Raw genomic sequence first — 18,117 nt, 5'->3', positions numbered from 1 at the left:
AAGTTTTAAAAGTATGCAAAATCTTGTTATCTTTTATCCATTGGAACAAAATCTCTTAACGGATAACCGGTGTATACTTGTCTTGGTCTTCCGATAGGTTCTTTGTTGATACGCATTTCTTTCCATTGGGCAATCCAACCCGGTAAACGTCCGATGGCGAACATAACCGTAAACATTTCGGTTGGAATACCTAAGGCACGGTAAATAATACCGGAATAGAAATCTACGTTAGGATATAATTTTCTGGATACAAAATAATCATCTACTAAAGCAGCAGCTTCCAATTTTTTGGCGATGTCAAGAATAGGATCATTCACCCCTAAAGTATTCAATACCTCATCGGCTGCTTTTTTAATGATTTTAGCTCTTGGGTCGAAGTTCTTGTACACACGGTGACCGAAGCCCATTAAGCGGAACGGATCATCTTTATCTTTAGCTTTGGCTAAATATTTATCGGCATCGCCACCATCTTTTTGAATAGCTTCCAACATTTCTAACACCGCTTGGTTGGCACCTCCGTGTAATGGACCCCAAAGAGCTGAAACTCCCGCAGAGATAGAAGCAAACAAACCGGCATGAGACGAACCCACAATTCTTACAGTTGACGTAGAGCAGTTTTGCTCGTGATCGGCATGAAGGATGAATAGTTTGTCTAAAGCATCAATGACTACCGGATTGATTTGGTAAGGTCCGGTTGGCAATTCAAACATCAAACGCATGAAGTTTTCAACATAGCCTTTAGTGTTATCGTAGTAGTTTAACGGATAACCCATCATTTTACGATATGTCCAAGTAGCAATCACCAAGAATTTACCCATGGTTTTGCATACGGCTTCATACATTTCTTTTTCGTTTTCTACATTAACTACTTTTGGGTTAAAAGCGGTCAAGGCGCTGGTTAACGAAGATAAAACGCCCATAGGATGAGCTGTTTTAGGGAAACCGTCGATGATGTTTTTCATCTCTTCGTTGACCAAAGTATATTTTCTGATGTCGTTTTCAAACTGCTCTAATTGGGCTTTTGTAGGCAACTCACCAAAGATAACTAAATAAGAAACTTCCAAGAAATTGCCTTTTTCAGCTAGGTCTTCAATAGCATAACCACGGTAACGAAGAATGCCTTCCTCTCCATCCAAAAAAGTAATTTCACTCTGACATGATCCTGAATTTTTATACCCCGGATCTAAGGTGATAGCACCGGTTAAGGCACGTAGTTTTTCAATGTCGATGGCGGCTTCATTTTCACTTCCTACGATTACAGGAAACTCATATTTTTGGCCATCAAGTTCTAATATAGCTGTTTTAGACATGATATAATATGGGAATTAGGTCTGATAAATTAATATTTTAACAAAATTAGGGAAATACAAACGAAATAAAAAAGAATTACGGCAACGTTTTCGTTAATTATTTGATAAATTTTGCAAAAATGATATACAAAAAAAAAGGCATACAAAACTGTATGCCTTTACCACAATTATAAAACCCGAACTTATTCTTTAACTATTTTCCCAACTTTAATTCCCTTGTCCGAGGTTACTTTTATAAAATACACACCGTTACTGTGCACTGAGATATCTATAATGGTTTGATTGTCATTGGCCAATTGGATTTGCAATAATCTGCCTTGTACATCATACAATTGCACCGTTTGCAAAGTAAAATCGCCCGAAACATTGACTTTGTCTTTTGTTGGGTTAGGATAAACCGAGATTGATTGGTCTTGTTCAAAATCGGGATTACTCAAGGCTTGGAAAATAGTTTCGGCCTCGTTAGTAGCTACCGGATAATTGTAATCAAAATAAATGTTGGCTCTTTTGTTAACGTTATCGCCTTGTTGTAAAGTATCTTTCGATTTTACCTTTAGTAATACGTTTCCGTGACCGCCTGATTCTAATAAAATATTCTGAAAAATAAACTCCACTACATTGCCTGTAATTTTAGCGTTTACAGGATGAGAAGTATTTAAAAGTTGCAAAGAATTGATATCAAAATCTGCCGGATTGACTTCAGTTCGAACCACTATGTTTTCCGCTTCCGCTGTTCCGGTATTTTCAAAACGAATCATGTAATGCAGGTAATCCCCTATTTCTGCCGGCGAAACAACATCACCTTCCAAACACGTAATATCATTCGGATCATAAGAACCAACCACGACTTCATTATACACATACAAATTATCACTAGTATTCTCATCGCCTGCCTGCGGCAAGATGGAAGCTGTAAATGTCAATACATCATTAATATTCACCGGATTGGCTGCTGTAGGGGCATTAATATTGAAAGCCACTAAAATTTCCCGACTTTCAAAAGGCTGTAAGTTGGCATAATCCCAAGAAATGCCTCCGCTAACTAAAGAAGTTGGCACTATACTGGTGGACACCAAATCCATCAGGTTGTCATTATAGAAAAAGTTAATCCCGTAAGCTTGTGACAAGGTTTGGTTTCCTTTGTTGCGATAAACAATTTTGTAAACTGCCTCAAAACCTGGACGCGACGGAATTACAGGAGCAACAACAATTTCCAAATCAGGATGAATACCGTTAGGTGTAATACAGAAATTTTGTGTTGCACTATTATTATTCGTATTAGCAAAATTAAAATTAGCATTATTGGGAGAAATAGTAAACCAAGACGGATTTTCGATATTCGGACTTACTGTAAAATTACCCGCCAATGTATAAAAAGTGTATTGTCCGTCAGCATTAGTAAATGTTGAACCCGAAGAAAGACCATCCACTATGTTCAATCGGATATTAGGATTAAACCCATCCGCTGCATCACAACCGTTATTGTTACTATCTAAGGTTAAAGTTCCTGAGATGGTATTGTGATTGCCACCAGGTACAAAAGTACAATAAGAATTACAAACTACTGATGCCAAACCATAATTATTTAACTGATTTTGAACATTAACCGTTTCAACATCATCTGTACAAACAAATTCCATCGAAGGGCAAGCAGAAAAAAAAGAGGAATTTAAATTTCCGTTTTTCATATTTACATAAGTCAAATCAAAATTGTTTGAAAAGAAAACTTCATTAACATATTGATTCTGCGAAATATCAACATTTATCAAACTAGTGTAATAATAACTAGTCTTTAACAAATTAGGCAATACACTCAAATCTAAAACGGTTTGATTACCTCCCCAAAAATCAAATCCAACAACTAAGTCCGGATTGTTCAATGTACTGAAATCAACCGTCCCAAAACCTTCATTACCCAAAGAAATATTTCTCACAGAATTAAGAGAGCTGAAATCTATTGTAGTTAGTAAATTGTTTTGACACCCAAAATAAAGAACAGACGTAAGTCCCGTCAAATCAAGAGAAGTGAGCAGGTTATTGAAACATTGAAGAGAGGTTAGCGCAATCAAATCACTCACATCAATAGAGGTCAATTGATTGTAACCACAAAATAACGTCTTAAGGTTTACCAAATTAGCAACATTAAGACTAGTCAATAAATTATTACTACAATGAATTTCGATTAAAGTGGGAAACATACTCAAATCAAGACTAGTCAAAACATTACCTATACAGTGTATTTTTTTAAAAACACCGGAAGCATTGAACGTAATAGTAGTAAGCTGATTGTAATTAACAAACAAATTTTCAAGGTTGGTTAAACTACTTATATCCAAAGAGGTTAAATTATTGCCTTCGCAATCTAACGTTTTTAAATTCACTAAAGCACTAACATCTATTTGGGTTAAATTATTTTCTTTAAGGTAGAGATAATTCAAATTCACTAGACTACTCACATCAATAGTACTTAAATTATTATTAGTACAGTAAAATTGAATTAAATTAGTAAAGAATTCAATTCCAACAACACTATTTATGTTAGAGAACTGTACATCTAAATATGTCACTTGAGCGGCTTCGCTAACTTGTATTTCCCCATCATTATTTGAATCGATTTTTATATGTCCATTGACATTAGTGCTATATGCTATTTGATTGTCAGGACTAGCCATTAACAACTTCGCTTTAAAATTCGCATCCGGAAAATTAATAATCTGCGCACTGGCTAATCCTGAAATTAAAATCAATAAAAAGTATAGTTTTTTCATAATATAGAGATTCGTTATGATTGTTTTTTGGTTTGACTTTATAAAAGTACGCTTCGTTTTTGGTTACTGTTTGTTAAATGAGTAACGACTGAGTTTGAATTAGAATTTGCTACAACGTCTTCAGCAATTCCTGCAATCGTTCCTTTTTTCGCTGTGAAATCGGCAAATTCGCATTGTCTGCCATGATTACATAACCGCCGTCTTTTTTGATATACGATTTCAAATACGCCAAATTGATCAAATGACTTTGGTGAATCCGCTCAAATCCATGCTCGGTTAACAATTCTTCGTATTCTTTCAACGTTTTGGAAATCAATATCGGTTTGCTGTTTTTGATGTAAAACTTGGTGTAATTGTCTTCGCTTTCGCAACGGATAATATCGCTCACTTCAAACAAATGAATCCCATCGGAATTCGACAAAGCAATTCGCTTGAAATTATCGACTTTCTTACGAATGTTCTCCAACAACAAATCAATGTGCGCTACGCTGTCGTTTTTGTCAATGACTTGCTGTAGCTTTTCGATGACTTTTTGCAATTCTTCCGGATCAACGGGTTTGAGCAAAAAATCCAAAGCACTGAATCGAAATGCTTTAATGGCATATTGCTCGTGCGCTGTAATGAATACGATTTGCGAATTGAGTTTGCCGCGTTGGTTGACTTCCTCCAGCAAATCAAAACCGGAACCGTCGCCCAAATGAATGTCGAGAAATACTACTTGCGGCTGATTTTGCAATACGATTTTCACGCCGGATTCAACACTATCGGCTTCTCCTATAATGCGGATTTCAGGCGCATATCGAGCTAACAAGCTTTTCATACCGTTTCTCAAATTGCTATCATCGTCTATTAATAAGGCTGTAATCATTTGATATATTGAATGGGCAAATGCAAAGTCACTTTAGTGCCTTGTGTTTCTCCGTTGTTGTTTTTAACTTCTTCTATGGTGAACTCTGTTTTCTGTTTGGTTGTCGATTCTATCATTTCCAAACGCTTCTTGGTAATATCCAACGCCATCGATTTGTGCGCTACTACCGAATGTTGTTTTTGCGATTTTGACTCGCTGAACCCTATACCATTGTCTTCTACGGTACAAAACAAGCTGTCTTTTTCCAACACAAAGCGAACCGCAATACTGCCTATTTCCTTTTTGGGAATGACACCGTGAATAATGGCATTTTCCACAAAAGGTTGTAACAATAACGGCGGTATAGCCATATCGTCTTCAATCGCATCACTTTTGAAAATGGAAAAGGTAAACTTATTATTGAACCGCAATTGCTCAAGTTCCAAATAGTTTTGCAAACTCTCAATTTCTTTGTCGATGGGAATCAGAGATTCTTTTGAATACTCTAAGGTCAACCGCATTAATTTGGAGAATTTCGACAAGTATTTGATGGCCGAATCGGTACCGTTTTGCACGATAAAACTCGATATCGATCCCAAACAATTGAACACAAAATGCGGATTCATTTGCAAATGCAAGGCTTTTTGTTCGTACTCGGCCAATTCTTTTTGCAACGTTAAATTCTTTTTCAACTGAATTCTGTTGTAAATCAGAAACGCAATACCGAAAAGCAACAAGCCGAAAACCGCCGCAAATATCAGTTGCAGTACATTGCGTTTGGATTCTTCCTGCAACAATAAATCGCGCTTTTCAATTTCTTTTTGATGGATGGCTTCGCGTTTTTCAAAATCGAATGCCATTTCTTCTTCTACCGTTCGGCGGATGTTTTCTTCATTGGTCAAACTGTCTTTAGCGATGCTGTACGCTTTAAAGTGCAACAAGGCTTGAACCGAATTGTTTTGTTTAGCATAAATGTCACTCAACAATTTTTCAGCAATCACCTGTTGCTCCAATACTTTAATCGATTTAGCCAGCGCCGAAGCTTTTTCGGCAAAAGCAATAGCTTGTTGCACTTTGTTTTGTTCCAAATACAATTGTCCCAACAACAAATACGTATCGCCTACCCCGAATTTATCTTCTATATTCTCAAAAGTTTGAATGGCATTATTCCAGTGCGCTACAGCTTTTTCGGGTTGTTGGGTCGATTTGAAATACAAACCGACATTGTTGAACCATTCGCCCAAAGCACGTGGATTCGGGTGTTGGTCTAAAGCCGATTTGGCTTTGGTGTAGTATTCAAAAGCTTTCTCCGGATTGTTTTGCTTTAAATAGGTATTGGCAATGTTGGTGTACGTAATGCCTATATTCGGATCGGCTAATTGCTCTTGTATTTTTTGTGCTTTGACAAAATAGGCCAAGGCTTTAAAATCGGAGGCTAATGATTTATAAACGATACCGATATTATTGTATAGTTTGGCGCATTTTTCTTCGTCGCGAAGTTGCTCGTAAATGGTAACCGATTTGAGATAATACTGCAATGCTTTGGCATAATTGCTCTGTTCCGAAAAGACAATTCCAATACTACCCAACGATTTGGCTAAACCTTTTTGCTGCTCTTTATCAGTAGCTGCAGCGGCATTTTCAAATACATGCTGCGCATCGGTAAAATAGCGTAATGCTTTGGGATAGTCACCTAAGATAATAGTAGCGTTTCCTAAATTCAACAACGCATTCCCTTTGGCCAATTGGTAGTCTGTTTTCTGAGCCAAATCGAAAGCTTTTTGGGCATAAACCTTCATCGATTTGGGATCAGAAGTCTTATAAGCATCGGCTATAGCATTGAGCAACTGGGCTTTGTCGATGTCATTTTTGGTTTTGCCAAGCACTGTTATCAAGCTGTCAGCTTTGGTATTTTGGGCTTCAACCGAAAAATAGGCTGTACACCAAAAAGCCAATATGAAAGGGTAAAGTTTTCTCATGATAATAAAGTCAATGCTATATAACAAATGTAAGATTTCCATTCGGAGGGAAAAACAGCAAATGAGTATTTACCAACTTTAGTTGAGAATTTGACAAAAAAAAATCCCGAGCCAAAACTCGGGATTCTCTATATTGGTTTAAAACAATATTATGATAAAGCGGCTTTAACTTGGTCGGCTGCTTCTTGGAATTGTACCGCAGATAAGATTGGCATTCCTGAATTGTCGATTAATTCTTTAGCAATTTCTGCATTGGTTCCTTGTAAACGAACAATAATCGGCACTTTAATCGCATCTCCCATATTTTTGTAAGCATCAACAACACCTTGAGCTACACGGTCACAACGAACGATACCACCAAAAATGTTGATTAAAATAGCTTTTACGTTCGGATCTTTCAAAATGATACGGAAAGCCGTTTCCACACGTTTCGCATCAGCAGTTCCTCCAACGTCTAAGAAGTTAGCCGGTTCGAATCCTGCGTATTTGATTAAGTCCATAGTAGCCATTGCCAATCCGGCACCATTTACCATACAACCAACTGTTCCGTCAAGGTCAACGTAGTTCAACCCAACTTCTTTGGCTTCTACTTCGATTGGATTTTCCTCACGAATGTCGCGCATGTCAGCGTATTTTGGTTGTCTGTATAAAGCGTTGTCATCAATATTTACTTTGGCATCAACGGCCATAATTTTGTTATCGGATGTTTTTAAAACCGGATTGATTTCAAACATAGAAGCATCTGAACCAATGTAAGCGTTGTACAAAGACTCAACGAACTTCACCATTTCTTTGAACGCATTTCCGGAAAGCCCTAAATTGAAAGCAATTCTTCTGGCTTGGAAACCTTGCAATCCTACAGCAGGATCTATTTCTTCAGTAAAGATTAAGTGTGGCGTATGCTCGGCTACTTCTTCAATATCCATTCCGCCTTCGGTTGAATACATAATCATGTTTCTTCCTTTGGCTCTGTTCAATAAAACCGACATGTAGAACTCTTGAGTTTCACTTTCTCCCGGATAGTAAACATCTTCAGCAATTAATACTTTGTGTACTTTTTTCCCTTCCGGTGGTGTTTGAGGTGTTTTCAACATCATCCCGATGATTTGCTCAGATAACTCCTCCACTTGTTGCAAGTTTTTGGCCAACTTTACGCCGCCGCCTTTTCCTCTTCCTCCGGCATGGATTTGCGCTTTAACAACGTGCCATCCTGTTCCGGTTTCTGCCGTTAACTGTTTAGCAGCTGCTACCGCTTCAACCGGGCTGTTAGCCACAATGCCGCGTTGTACTCTTACTCCGTAACTGGCTAAAATTTCTTTTCCTTGATATTCGTGAATGTTCATAATGAAGATTTTTTGTGTTGCAATGCCGAAAATGAATTCGGCAAATGTGTGACAAAAGTAATTAATTAGTCTCAAACCAAAAAGAAATGTATATCAATTTAGTACATTTAATTCGCAAAAAAACAATTCTACTTTAGTACAAGTTTTAACTAATCCTGCTATAGTATCGTTTTCCAATACATTCATCCCACTTTATTCAACTTAAACGATTTGATATTCCGAGGTAATACGATTAAAATCTGACCGTCAAATGACTTAAAGAGTTGTTAACGTGGCGTTTTTCTTTGGATTTGCGCGTCATGCGACTTAGTTTTGCACAAATTTAAAATTCTATGATACAAACAACAGATTTAGTAGCCCTTTCCCAAGAATTCGGGAATCCTTTGTATGTGTATGACGCTGAAAAAATCGAATTTCAGTACAAACGTTTGACGAATGCTTTTGCCAAGGTGGAGAAGCTTCGCATCAACTATGCTATGAAGGCCTTGTCTAATATTTCTGTTTTGAAACTTTTGAAGAACTTGGGTTCGGGATTGGACACCGTTTCCTTACAAGAAGTACAGTTAGGACTGCATGCCGGTTTTACACCTGACAAAATCATCTTTACCCCTAATGGTGTTTCTTTTGAAGAAATAGAAGCCGTAGCAAAACTAGGCGTTCAAATTAATATTGATAACTTATCGGTTTTAGAACATTTCGGCACCAAATACCCAACTGTTCCGGTTTGCATCCGCATCAATCCGCACGTTATGGCCGGCGGCAATGAGAATATTTCGGTGGGACACATCGATAGTAAATTCGGGATTTCCATTTACCAAATTCCACATATTTTGCGCATTGTAGAAAACACTAAGATGCACATCAACGGGATTCACATGCACACCGGTTCTGATATTTTGGACATTGAAGTGTTTTTGTACGCCGCTGAAATTTTGTTCGATGCCGCGAAACAATTCCAACAATTAGACTTCTTAGATTTCGGTTCCGGATTTAAAGTACCTTACAAAAAAGGCGATATCGAAACCGATATCGAAGAATTAGGTAAAAAATTAACCAAACGCTTTTTGGCCTTTGAAAAAGAATACGGTCGTGAACTCACTCTAGCCTTTGAACCGGGCAAGTTTTTGGTAAGCGAAGCCGGTTACTTTTTGGCGACTGTGAATGTAATCAAACAAACCACATCGACAGTTTTTGCCGGAATAGACAGCGGATTCAACCATTTAATCCGCCCGATGTTTTACGGGTCGCAACACAGCATAGAAAACATTTCCAATCCAAAAGGCAAAGAACGTTTTTATACCGTGGTTGGTTATATTTGTGAGACCGATACGTTTGCCAGTAACCGTCGCATAGCTGAAATTCACGAAGGTGACACTTTGTGTTTCAGAAATGCGGGCGCTTACTGTTTCTCGATGGCTTCCAACTACAACTCGCGTTTCAAACCGGCCGAAGTGTTGTGGAAAAACGGCAAAGGTCATCTGATCCGACAAAGAGAAACTTTTGAAGATTTATTGCAAAACCAAATTATGGTTGAAGTATAAAAGAAAACCCCGAATATTAATTCGGGGTTTTTATTTTTTGTTCTTTTATTTCCCTAACACTTCCTCCAGCACTTCACTTTCCGTGGCATTAGGCAAGGTTATTTTGAGTTTTTTAGACAAGGTTGGCGCAATTTGGGTGATTACTTTTTTGTTGTAAGATTCGCCGCTTTTGATATTCCAGCCGTAAAAAATTAAAGGCACATTGGTATCATAAGCATACGGAGAACCATGTGTTGCACCGGTTGCAGAATATTCTACATAGCCGGGTTTGTATACAAAATACAAATCGCCGTTTTGCGTTGGATCGTATCCTTTAAATACAAAACTTAATAGCATGTCATTGGCACCTGAAGTCAAGATCTCTTCTTCGGTGTACACGCGCTTTACATAGTTTTTGGTATAAAGGAAATCTTTAAAGCTTTGCTTCACTTTGGCCAAATCTAAACCTTTGCTTTTGATGATGTCTTTGTCGAAATGCACATTATAGCTATCGTATTTCAACAACAAATTCACACCGAAAGTTTGCTCGGAAAACGCAATTAAATCTTTAGTAACCTCTTTATAACTAATATTGTCTACTTGGTATTTGTGTTCTTTTAAATGGGTGGAATTTTCGGCACAAGCATGATCGGCAGTGAGGAAAACCAAGTAGTTGCCTTTCCCAACCGTTTTATCCAAATAATTCAAAAAATCGGCTATAGTCAAATCCAAGCGCAAATAGGTATCCTGAATTTCTATAGAACGCGGTCCGAAAGTATGACCGATATAATCGGTAGAAGAAAAACTCACCGCTAAAAAATCCGTAATCTCATCTTGACCTAATGCTTCTTTCTCGATGGCGCGCTTGGCCAAATTGGCCAACACATCATTCCCAAAAGGCGTTACGCGCAACACACCGGCATCGTTGCTATCGTACATTTCTTTTAAATTATAGGGAAAAACCGGTAGCTTTTTGTAGAGTTTGCCTTCGTAATTGTTGTTGTCTGCCAAACTTTCGTTGTAAGTTTCAACTGACTTCAGCAAATTCCAACCGCTATTGATGTATGGTAAATATTGTTTTTCTTGGTTGAATTCGGTTACCCAATTCGGCAGCGTTTTTCCGTAGAAAGAACTCGAAATAAATTCACCGGTTTTGGTATACCAAAATGCCCAATCGGCAAAATGGCCGGCCGGAAGAATGGCACCACGATCTTTGATACTCATCCCGATGACTTTGCCTTTGAAGTTGGTAGCCAATTTTAATTCGTCGGTAATCGTAGTGGCTTGTAGGTTTTTAGGCGACATCTTGCCTTCTTTTTCAGTCCCGGGAACTAAAGTAGAAACACTGTCGTCATCGGTACAATAAACCTCTTTTTTTAAGGTACGATGGAACCATTCGTTGCTCACTATACCATGCAAAGCCGGTGTTGTACCCGTGTAAATGGAAGCATGACCGGGCGCAGTATAAGTTGGCATATAGTTGTAATGCATATTGTAGAAGGTATAACCGTCTTTCATTAATCGCTTGAAACCATTTTCAGAGAAGTCGTTTTGAAAACGATAGAGGTATTCGGTTTTCATTTGATCGATAACAATACCGACCACTAATTTGGGTTTTTGCTGGGCATACAAATGGGTAACGACAACAACAAAAAGGAGTGAAAGTACTTTCTTCATGATATAAAATTGAATGACAAAAATAGGAATTACATCCCAATCCTAACCACTATTAGTGTTAATCTAAAGTTATAACTCAGCGTTGTCCATCACTAGAACTTTTGGTTTGACCGTCACTCCTGTTTTCTGTTTTTACTCCAATATAAATTGAACTTTTCTTGAATTAAGTTACAGAATTTTAAAAAAATCCCTAAAAAACTTTGCGTGAAAAAGTTGTAGCAAAAAAAATGTAGCAAAATAAATTGTTACAAAAATATTGCTACAATAATTTTAGAGTCTAAAGATTAATAAAGTTTGTATAGAAGGAAGCCTGAAAAAAACAAATGCACACTCGTTAAAGCGTGCATTTGGCAAATTCCCAATTTTAAAAACAACATTAAAACAACTAACTTTATTTCAGAATCATAAATGTACACCTACGATTGGTGGCGTGTTCGGCTTCGGTACAATCGTTTTTCGGACAAATGATCAGCGGCTTGCTTTCGCCGTAACCTACCGATTTCAAGCGACGTCTTTCAATACCGTTTTGCACCAAATATTCTAAGGCAGATGCAGCTCTTCGGTTGGATAATCTTAGGTTGTATATTTCCGAAGCTCTGGAATCGGTATGTGAACCGATTTGAATTTCCATGTATGGGTATTTTTTCAACAAGCCAACCAACACATCCAAAACTTGTGCAGCTTGCGGCTTGATATTCCATTTGTCTAAATCGAAGTAAATATTTTCGAGTTCAATCAATACCGTACCGTCATCTTTTTTGTTGATGATGTCTTCGGCGTCGTAATAGGACTCGACTTTCATTTGTAAATCGAGATAAACTTTACCTTTCTGACTGGTATCAAACTCGGCTTCGGCAGGAATATAAAAATCCTTGAAAGCCATGATTTTGTATTTCTTATTTGGCTCGGTGTTAAAGGTAAAATCGCCGTCTTTCCCTACTACAACTTCTTCCAACAACTCGCCTTTGTCATTGAACAATTTTACCGTTGCGCCCGGTAAAAGTTCCAGTGATTTCAAATCGCGCACTTCACCTTCAACCAAATATTGCAGTTTGTTATCTTCACGAATAAAGGTGTACAAATTGTCGTCTCCGGTTCGGTTAGAAGCAAAATAACCTTTGTTGTTGACTTCATCAAGGATATAATTGAAGTCGTCCATCTCACTATTGATGGTAGACCCGAGATTGAGTGGTTTGTCGAATTCTGTTTCCGAGAGTTTATAGCTCATAAAAATATCAAGATTCCCATTACCCTGATGGCCATCGGAAGCAAAGTACAGCGTTCCGTCTTCGGTTACAAAAGGGAATTGTTCACGGTGAATGGTGTTGATGGTTTCGCCTAAATTTCGAGGCTGACTGTAAGTGCCATCTTCTAAAACATCGACTACAAAAAGATCCATCGAACCAATGGTACCTTTCATATCGCTGGCGAAGTATAATTTTTTGCCGTCTTTGGTTAAGAAAGGATGTTGTACCGAATATTCATCGCTGGAGAATGAGCACATTTTAACATTAGTCCATTTACCGTCAACAAATTCGGCTTTGTAAATTTTTACAGTGGCTACTTTTTCGTTGTTGACTTCGACCTGTTTTTCTCCGGTGCGATTGAAGTACATGATTTTGCCATCGGCACTGAATGTAGCATTGCTTTCGTGCTTTTTGGTATTGATGCTTTCCGGAAAAGGTTCTATTTGCACCAATTGGCCTTTATCGTTTACAGTCGCCATAAACAAATCCAGATAAGGCCGATCGTTCCAATTGTAAGATTGGTCGCCTTCGGCATTTCGAAGTGACGCAAAAGTCACTTTTTCGCCGTAGAAAGCAATACCGAAATCGCCGTTGGTTTTGTTCTTCGACATCATTTCGAGTTTGTAACTGTCGGGAATATTTCGAGTAGCATTCTTCATGAACTTAGGCGTATTTTGCTCATAGCCGAGATACTCCGACATGATGGCGTCGCCTTTATCAAAATCTTTGGCACCTTTAAGTGCGTTGGCATAACGGAAATAAACGTCTTTCTTTACGCTGTCTTTAAAAGTAAAAAACAACTGCCCGTAGGCTCGAACTGCGTTGTCCATTTGAAAGTTGTAATAATAGCAATCTCCCAAGTTTTGCAACACTTCACGGGATTGCGGTAATTGTTCGTAGGCAGCAGCAGCCTTGATATACGCTTTGCGATTGAACAAGGCATGGGCTTGTTTGGCACTGACTTTCTTTTGGGCAAAAAGAGTGGTGATACTGCAAAAAATAAATAATAGGTAAATGACTTTTTTCATAGTATCCGTTTTAGAAGAATCTTGGTGATTTATCATATCCTTTTCCGGATGACATTCGACCTAAATCGAGATCAAACAACACAAAAACCTCATGTGAACCATTATTGAAGTTTCTCAAATTAGTAAGCGTATAATCGTAAGAATAACCAATTCTAAGCGTTGGCGTTACATAAAAACTGGCTAATCCGCTTACCGAATCATCTAAGCGATAGCCAATACCGGCTTCAAACTTGTTGTTAATTAGTACGTTGGTGGTTAAATCAACCGAAAGCGGTGCTCCAGCGACTCCTTTGGCCATAAAAGCCGGCTTCACTTTAAAATTGTCGTTACCGTTAAAAGTAAAGACATAACCCCCGGTTAAGAAATAGTGAACCGCTTCCACGCCGCTAGTTGTGATACCGTTAGTATTTTCGAGGTGTTTGGTAGTTAATAAATTGGGCGTTGAAAAGCCTAAATAGTAGTTATCCCCAAACAAATATGTTCCGGCACCAATGTTAGGAAAGGTTTGGCTCAAGTTGTTCTGAAAAGCCGGATCCGGAAGTGGATCAGTGTATTGGAATCCGTTGAAATTAGTACTGAATAGCGTTACACCTGCTTTCACCCCGAAAGACAATCGAGTGCTTTCCGACAAAGACAAGACATAAGCGATATCGGCAAAGATGTTACTCTCGTTCACTACATTGCCAATTTCATCGTGTACGACAGACAAGCCTAATTCTACTTTTTTAGAAACCGGTTTGTGCACGAAAAAAGACTGGGTAGTGGGCGCGCCTTCAATACCAACCCATTGGGCACGATAGATGCCTCCCATTTTGATGATGTCTTTATCTTCGGTAGCATAAGCCGGATTGATGACACTCATATTGTACATGTAATGGGTGAATTGCGGATCTTGCTGGGCTGCCATTTTGGAAGAGCACAATGCCAAAAGCAAGCTTACAAAGCAGTATCGAATCATATATAGTTTAGTTGTACGCATCTTCATTATCTGTTTAGATAAACTCTTCCTTGAACCGGTTTTCGAACACCGTCATTAAAATAGAGTATATAGAAATAAACCCCGTTTGGCAATATGTTATTGCCTAAGTTCAAACCGCTAACTGTAGTGGTTCCGTCCCAATTTGGCGTATTTCTGTTTCCGGTGTAAATCAGGTTACCATATCTGTTGTAGACTTCTAATTTGAAATTCGGATAGATGGTCGCCAAGTTTTCAATTTCAAAAGTATCATTGATACCATCGTTGTTAGGCGAATAACCATCCGGAATCAGGATGTCGTCGCATACGGTCAAATCAACCGTAACTTCCAATCGAACTGCTCCTTCACAACCACTTGCTGTGGTTAAAGCCGCATAGTAAGTAGTAGCATGAACTAATAAATCAGTAGCACTATAAGCCGTTCCTCCCGTTGGTGCATTGTACCAAATTACCGTTGGGAATCCAACTAAATTACCTGATAGATTGGCAATGGTTGGACTGTCATCTTCACAGAAAAGATTACCATCTTGGATGAGTTGCGGTGTACCCAACTGCGTAACATTGAAATCAATTGGAGGAATAATAGTTCCGGTGACACCGCAAGTAGTGGTTACCGAATCGAGTTGGTCGATTGTTAACGTAGTTGTTCCGTTATTTACCAATTCCGATGCTGGTATACTGAAACTACCGTTACCACCACTAATAGTGACGGTAATCGTCGTCGTAGCTGTATTAGCCCCTGAAAGTTGATAGGTTAAAGTATAATCACCATCAGCTAAGTTGCTGGCTCCTGAAATGGTAACCAAACTGTCAAAATTGGCACAAGTATCTTGTACCGTAACTGTTGCATTTTGCAAACTTGGCAACGCATTAATTACTAAAGATACTGAAGCACTCTCAGTAGTGTTGGTACAACCGGCAGTGGCAATTATTCCGAAAATAGTCATGGTGTAATTTCCGGCTGAACCAAAAATAGTTGCCGGAACAGTAAACTGTCCTGCCCCACCGGTTATGGTAACATTGCCCGAGTTGTTAGAAGTCGGATTGGTCCCCGGAATAGAATAATTGAACTGATATACTCCGTCCGGTAAGTTAGTAGCTCCGGAAATAGCAACTACTACATCGGTGCCATAACAAACTGCTGTTGAACTCAAGTTTGTGGTATCAATGTCGGCCAAAGGTCGAACCAGTATTTGAGTCGCTACTCCTATCAAGGTTATAGAACAGTTGGTCGCTGTATTTAAAATGGTCGTGAAATTGGCAACTGTAGTTCCGATATTAGGCAACAGAGACGCCGGAATAGTAAAACTTCCTACACCACCGGTTATGGTTACAGTAGCGGTTTGACCTGCAGCAGTATTTGCACCGATTAAGTCATAGGTTAAAGTATAAGTTCCATCTGTCATTCCATTCAAATTCACCACTACATCAGACCCTAAACAAGCAGGTGAAGTCGAAATATTGAAACTGGCCATTTGCGGATTAGGTAAAATCGTAAACTGTACGTTTTCAGTATCTGTAGAACAAGTGTTAGTCACCGTATACGTGTAAGAATAAGTTCCGGCAGCAAAACTCACAATGGATATTGGTGATATGACAGTTTGCGATGTAGCATCTGTCCAAACACCACCGGTATCTTCTCCATTTAGTAAAGAGGCTAAATCTAAAACACCGACACTTGAACACAGTGTCACTGCTCCGCTAAATGCACCGGCATTCGGCACCGAATTTACGACAACAGTTACAGTAGACGCTGCATTAGAACATGGTGCTGTACCTATTACTGTATAGGTAAAAGTATAGGTTCCAACTCCTGCTGTAGATGGATTAAACACATTACCGGTTAAAGCACCTGTACTGTTGTTGTCAGTCCAAGTTCCTGTACCTTGAGTCCCATCTAAGCCCGTTGTTAAGTCTAATGACGTTATGTTGACACAAGTTGTTATTGTTTGCCCCACACCTCCGGAATTGGCAGCTGGATTCACGGTAACATTTATGTTTGCAGAAACCGATGCACAAAAAGCAGTAGAAACTGTATAAGTATAAACGCCTTGTGTATCAACAGCCGGATTAAACACTCCTGTCCCACTGGCTAATACAGGCGACCACGTCCCTCCGGTTTGGGCTGTTGAACCTAACAATCCAAATAAATCTTGAGAACCATCTGTTGAACAAACTGTCAATACACCATCAGTTCCTGCGATTGGTGACGGATGCACAATTACCGTTACCGTTGAAAAAGCATTAGCACAAGGAGCATTTCCAGTTACTGTATAAGTAAAATGATAAGTTCCAACACCAACAATAGTAGGATTGAAAATGGCTCCTGTGAGCGCTCCTGTAGTATCATCGTCATTCCAAACGCCAGTGTCTTGGGTACCGTCTAATCCGGTTGCTAAATCAATAGCTGTGGTACTTTCACAAACATTCAGTACTTGCCCTACTCCACCAGAATTAGGCGCTTGACTTACAGAAACTGACACCGTTGCTGTATCACTACTACATAAACCTCCGCCTACTGTATAAATGTAAGTACCTGCCAAATCAACAGCCGGATTGAAAACTCCTGTGCCACTGGCTAATGCCGGTGACCAAGTTCCGCCTGACTGAGCATTTGCACCAAGTAAAGTAAACAAATCTTGAGGAGGATTGTTTTCACAGAAAGCAATACTACTATTATCTCCTGCATTAGGAATAGGATTAACGATAACAGTTATGATGGCGCTATCGTTATCACAAGGTTGCGTTCCCGACAATGTATAAGTGTAAGCTCCTGCCGCATCAACAGCCGGATTAAATACACCGGTTCCACTGGTCAAAGCAGGCGACCAAACACCGCCAGGTTGAGAGTTAACCCCCAACAACAATGCTAAATCCTGAGAAGGACTGTCAACACAAAGTGTTATTGTATTGTCTGTTCCGGCTTCCGGACCTTGAGTAACTGTTACCGAAACCGTAGCTGTATCATCAACACAAGGTGAAACACCACTAACGGTATAAGTATAAACTCCGGATAAATCAACAGCCGGATTAAATATTCCCGTTCCGCTATTTAATGGTGGCGACCATGTTCCACCCGATTGCGGTGTCCCGGTTAGTGAGGCGAATAAATCTACCGGACTTTGGTTTGAACAAATAGCTAAAACGCCATTATTTCCTGCATCCGGCACCGGATTAACAACAACTTGTACATTGGCACTAACATTAGTACATGGTGCTGTACCATTTAATGTATAAGTATAAGTCCCTGAAGGATCAACCGCAGGATTAAACACTCCTGTCCCACTAGTTAAAGCTGGTGACCATGTTCCGCCTGTTTGGGCTGTTGGACCTAACAACGTAAATAAATTAACTGACGGACTCAAAACACAAAGTGTAACGGATGCATTGTTACCGGGAATTGGCGGTTGAACTATGGTCAG

At 39.0% G+C, this 18,117-nt stretch carries 10 protein-coding genes; 1 reads left to right on the top strand and 9 read right to left on the bottom strand.

The features are described 5' to 3' along the window. Positions 1-26: 26 nt before the first annotated feature. The 5 genes from SK086_RS09930 to sucC all read right to left on the bottom strand — a co-directional run bounded on the left by SK086_RS09930 (position 27) and on the right by sucC (position 8,247). A complete protein-coding gene (locus SK086_RS09930; RefSeq protein ID WP_290877530.1) occupies positions 27-1,310 on the bottom strand; it encodes a citrate synthase in 1,284 nt (427 codons plus the stop codon). Between the two features lie 182 nt (positions 1,311-1,492). After that, a complete protein-coding gene (locus tag SK086_RS09925; RefSeq protein WP_324691349.1) occupies positions 1,493-4,078 on the bottom strand; it encodes a DUF7619 domain-containing protein in 2,586 nt (861 codons plus the stop codon). Positions 4,079-4,187: 109 nt separating this feature from the next. Beyond that, a complete protein-coding gene (locus tag SK086_RS09920) occupies positions 4,188-4,946 on the bottom strand; it encodes a LytR/AlgR family response regulator transcription factor (RefSeq protein ID WP_290877430.1) in 759 nt (252 codons plus the stop codon). Next, positions 4,943-6,904, bottom strand: a complete 1,962-nt coding sequence (locus SK086_RS09915) for a tetratricopeptide repeat-containing sensor histidine kinase (RefSeq protein WP_324691344.1) — start codon at positions 6,902-6,904, stop codon at positions 4,943-4,945. The genes SK086_RS09920 and SK086_RS09915 overlap by 4 nt, the downstream gene beginning before the upstream one ends. A 149-nt stretch (positions 6,905-7,053) precedes the next feature. After that, the gene (sucC, locus tag SK086_RS09910; protein WP_290877433.1) at positions 7,054-8,247 is read right to left on the bottom strand and encodes an ADP-forming succinate--CoA ligase subunit beta; all 1,194 of its coding nucleotides are present in this window, start codon (positions 8,245-8,247) and stop codon (positions 7,054-7,056) included. 335 nt (positions 8,248-8,582) lie between these two features. Between sucC and lysA the strand changes: the two genes are divergently transcribed. After that, a complete protein-coding gene (gene lysA / locus SK086_RS09905) occupies positions 8,583-9,788 on the top strand; it encodes a diaminopimelate decarboxylase (RefSeq protein WP_290876496.1) in 1,206 nt (401 codons plus the stop codon). Positions 9,789-9,833: 45 nt separating this feature from the next. On the opposite strand, the gene pafA is transcribed toward lysA, so the two are convergent. From pafA to SK086_RS09885, 4 genes are all read right to left on the bottom strand, one after another. Further along, positions 9,834-11,444, bottom strand: a complete 1,611-nt coding sequence (pafA, locus tag SK086_RS09900; protein ID WP_324691340.1) for an alkaline phosphatase PafA — start codon at positions 11,442-11,444, stop codon at positions 9,834-9,836. A 391-nt stretch (positions 11,445-11,835) separates the two neighbouring features. Further along, on the bottom strand, positions 11,836-13,719 hold the full coding sequence (locus tag SK086_RS09895; RefSeq protein WP_324691337.1) for an OmpA family protein: 1,884 nt from the start codon (positions 13,717-13,719) through the stop codon (positions 11,836-11,838). A 10-nt stretch (positions 13,720-13,729) separates the two neighbouring features. Next, positions 13,730-14,677 carry a PorP/SprF family type IX secretion system membrane protein gene (locus tag SK086_RS09890; RefSeq protein WP_324691335.1) on the bottom strand — a complete coding sequence of 316 codons (948 nt, stop codon included), beginning with the start codon at positions 14,675-14,677 and terminating at the stop codon, positions 13,730-13,732. 26 nt (positions 14,678-14,703) lie between these two features. After that, the coding region (locus tag SK086_RS09885; protein WP_324691332.1) for a T9SS type B sorting domain-containing protein at positions 14,704-18,117 on the bottom strand (3,414 nt) is incomplete at its 5' end.

This window comes from Flavobacterium cheonhonense (assembly GCF_035671315.1).
Taxonomy (GTDB): domain Bacteria; phylum Bacteroidota; class Bacteroidia; order Flavobacteriales; family Flavobacteriaceae; genus Flavobacterium; species Flavobacterium cheonhonense.
The sequence above is the reverse complement of the archived record's forward strand: the minus strand, read 5'-3'. Positions and strand labels throughout refer to the sequence as shown.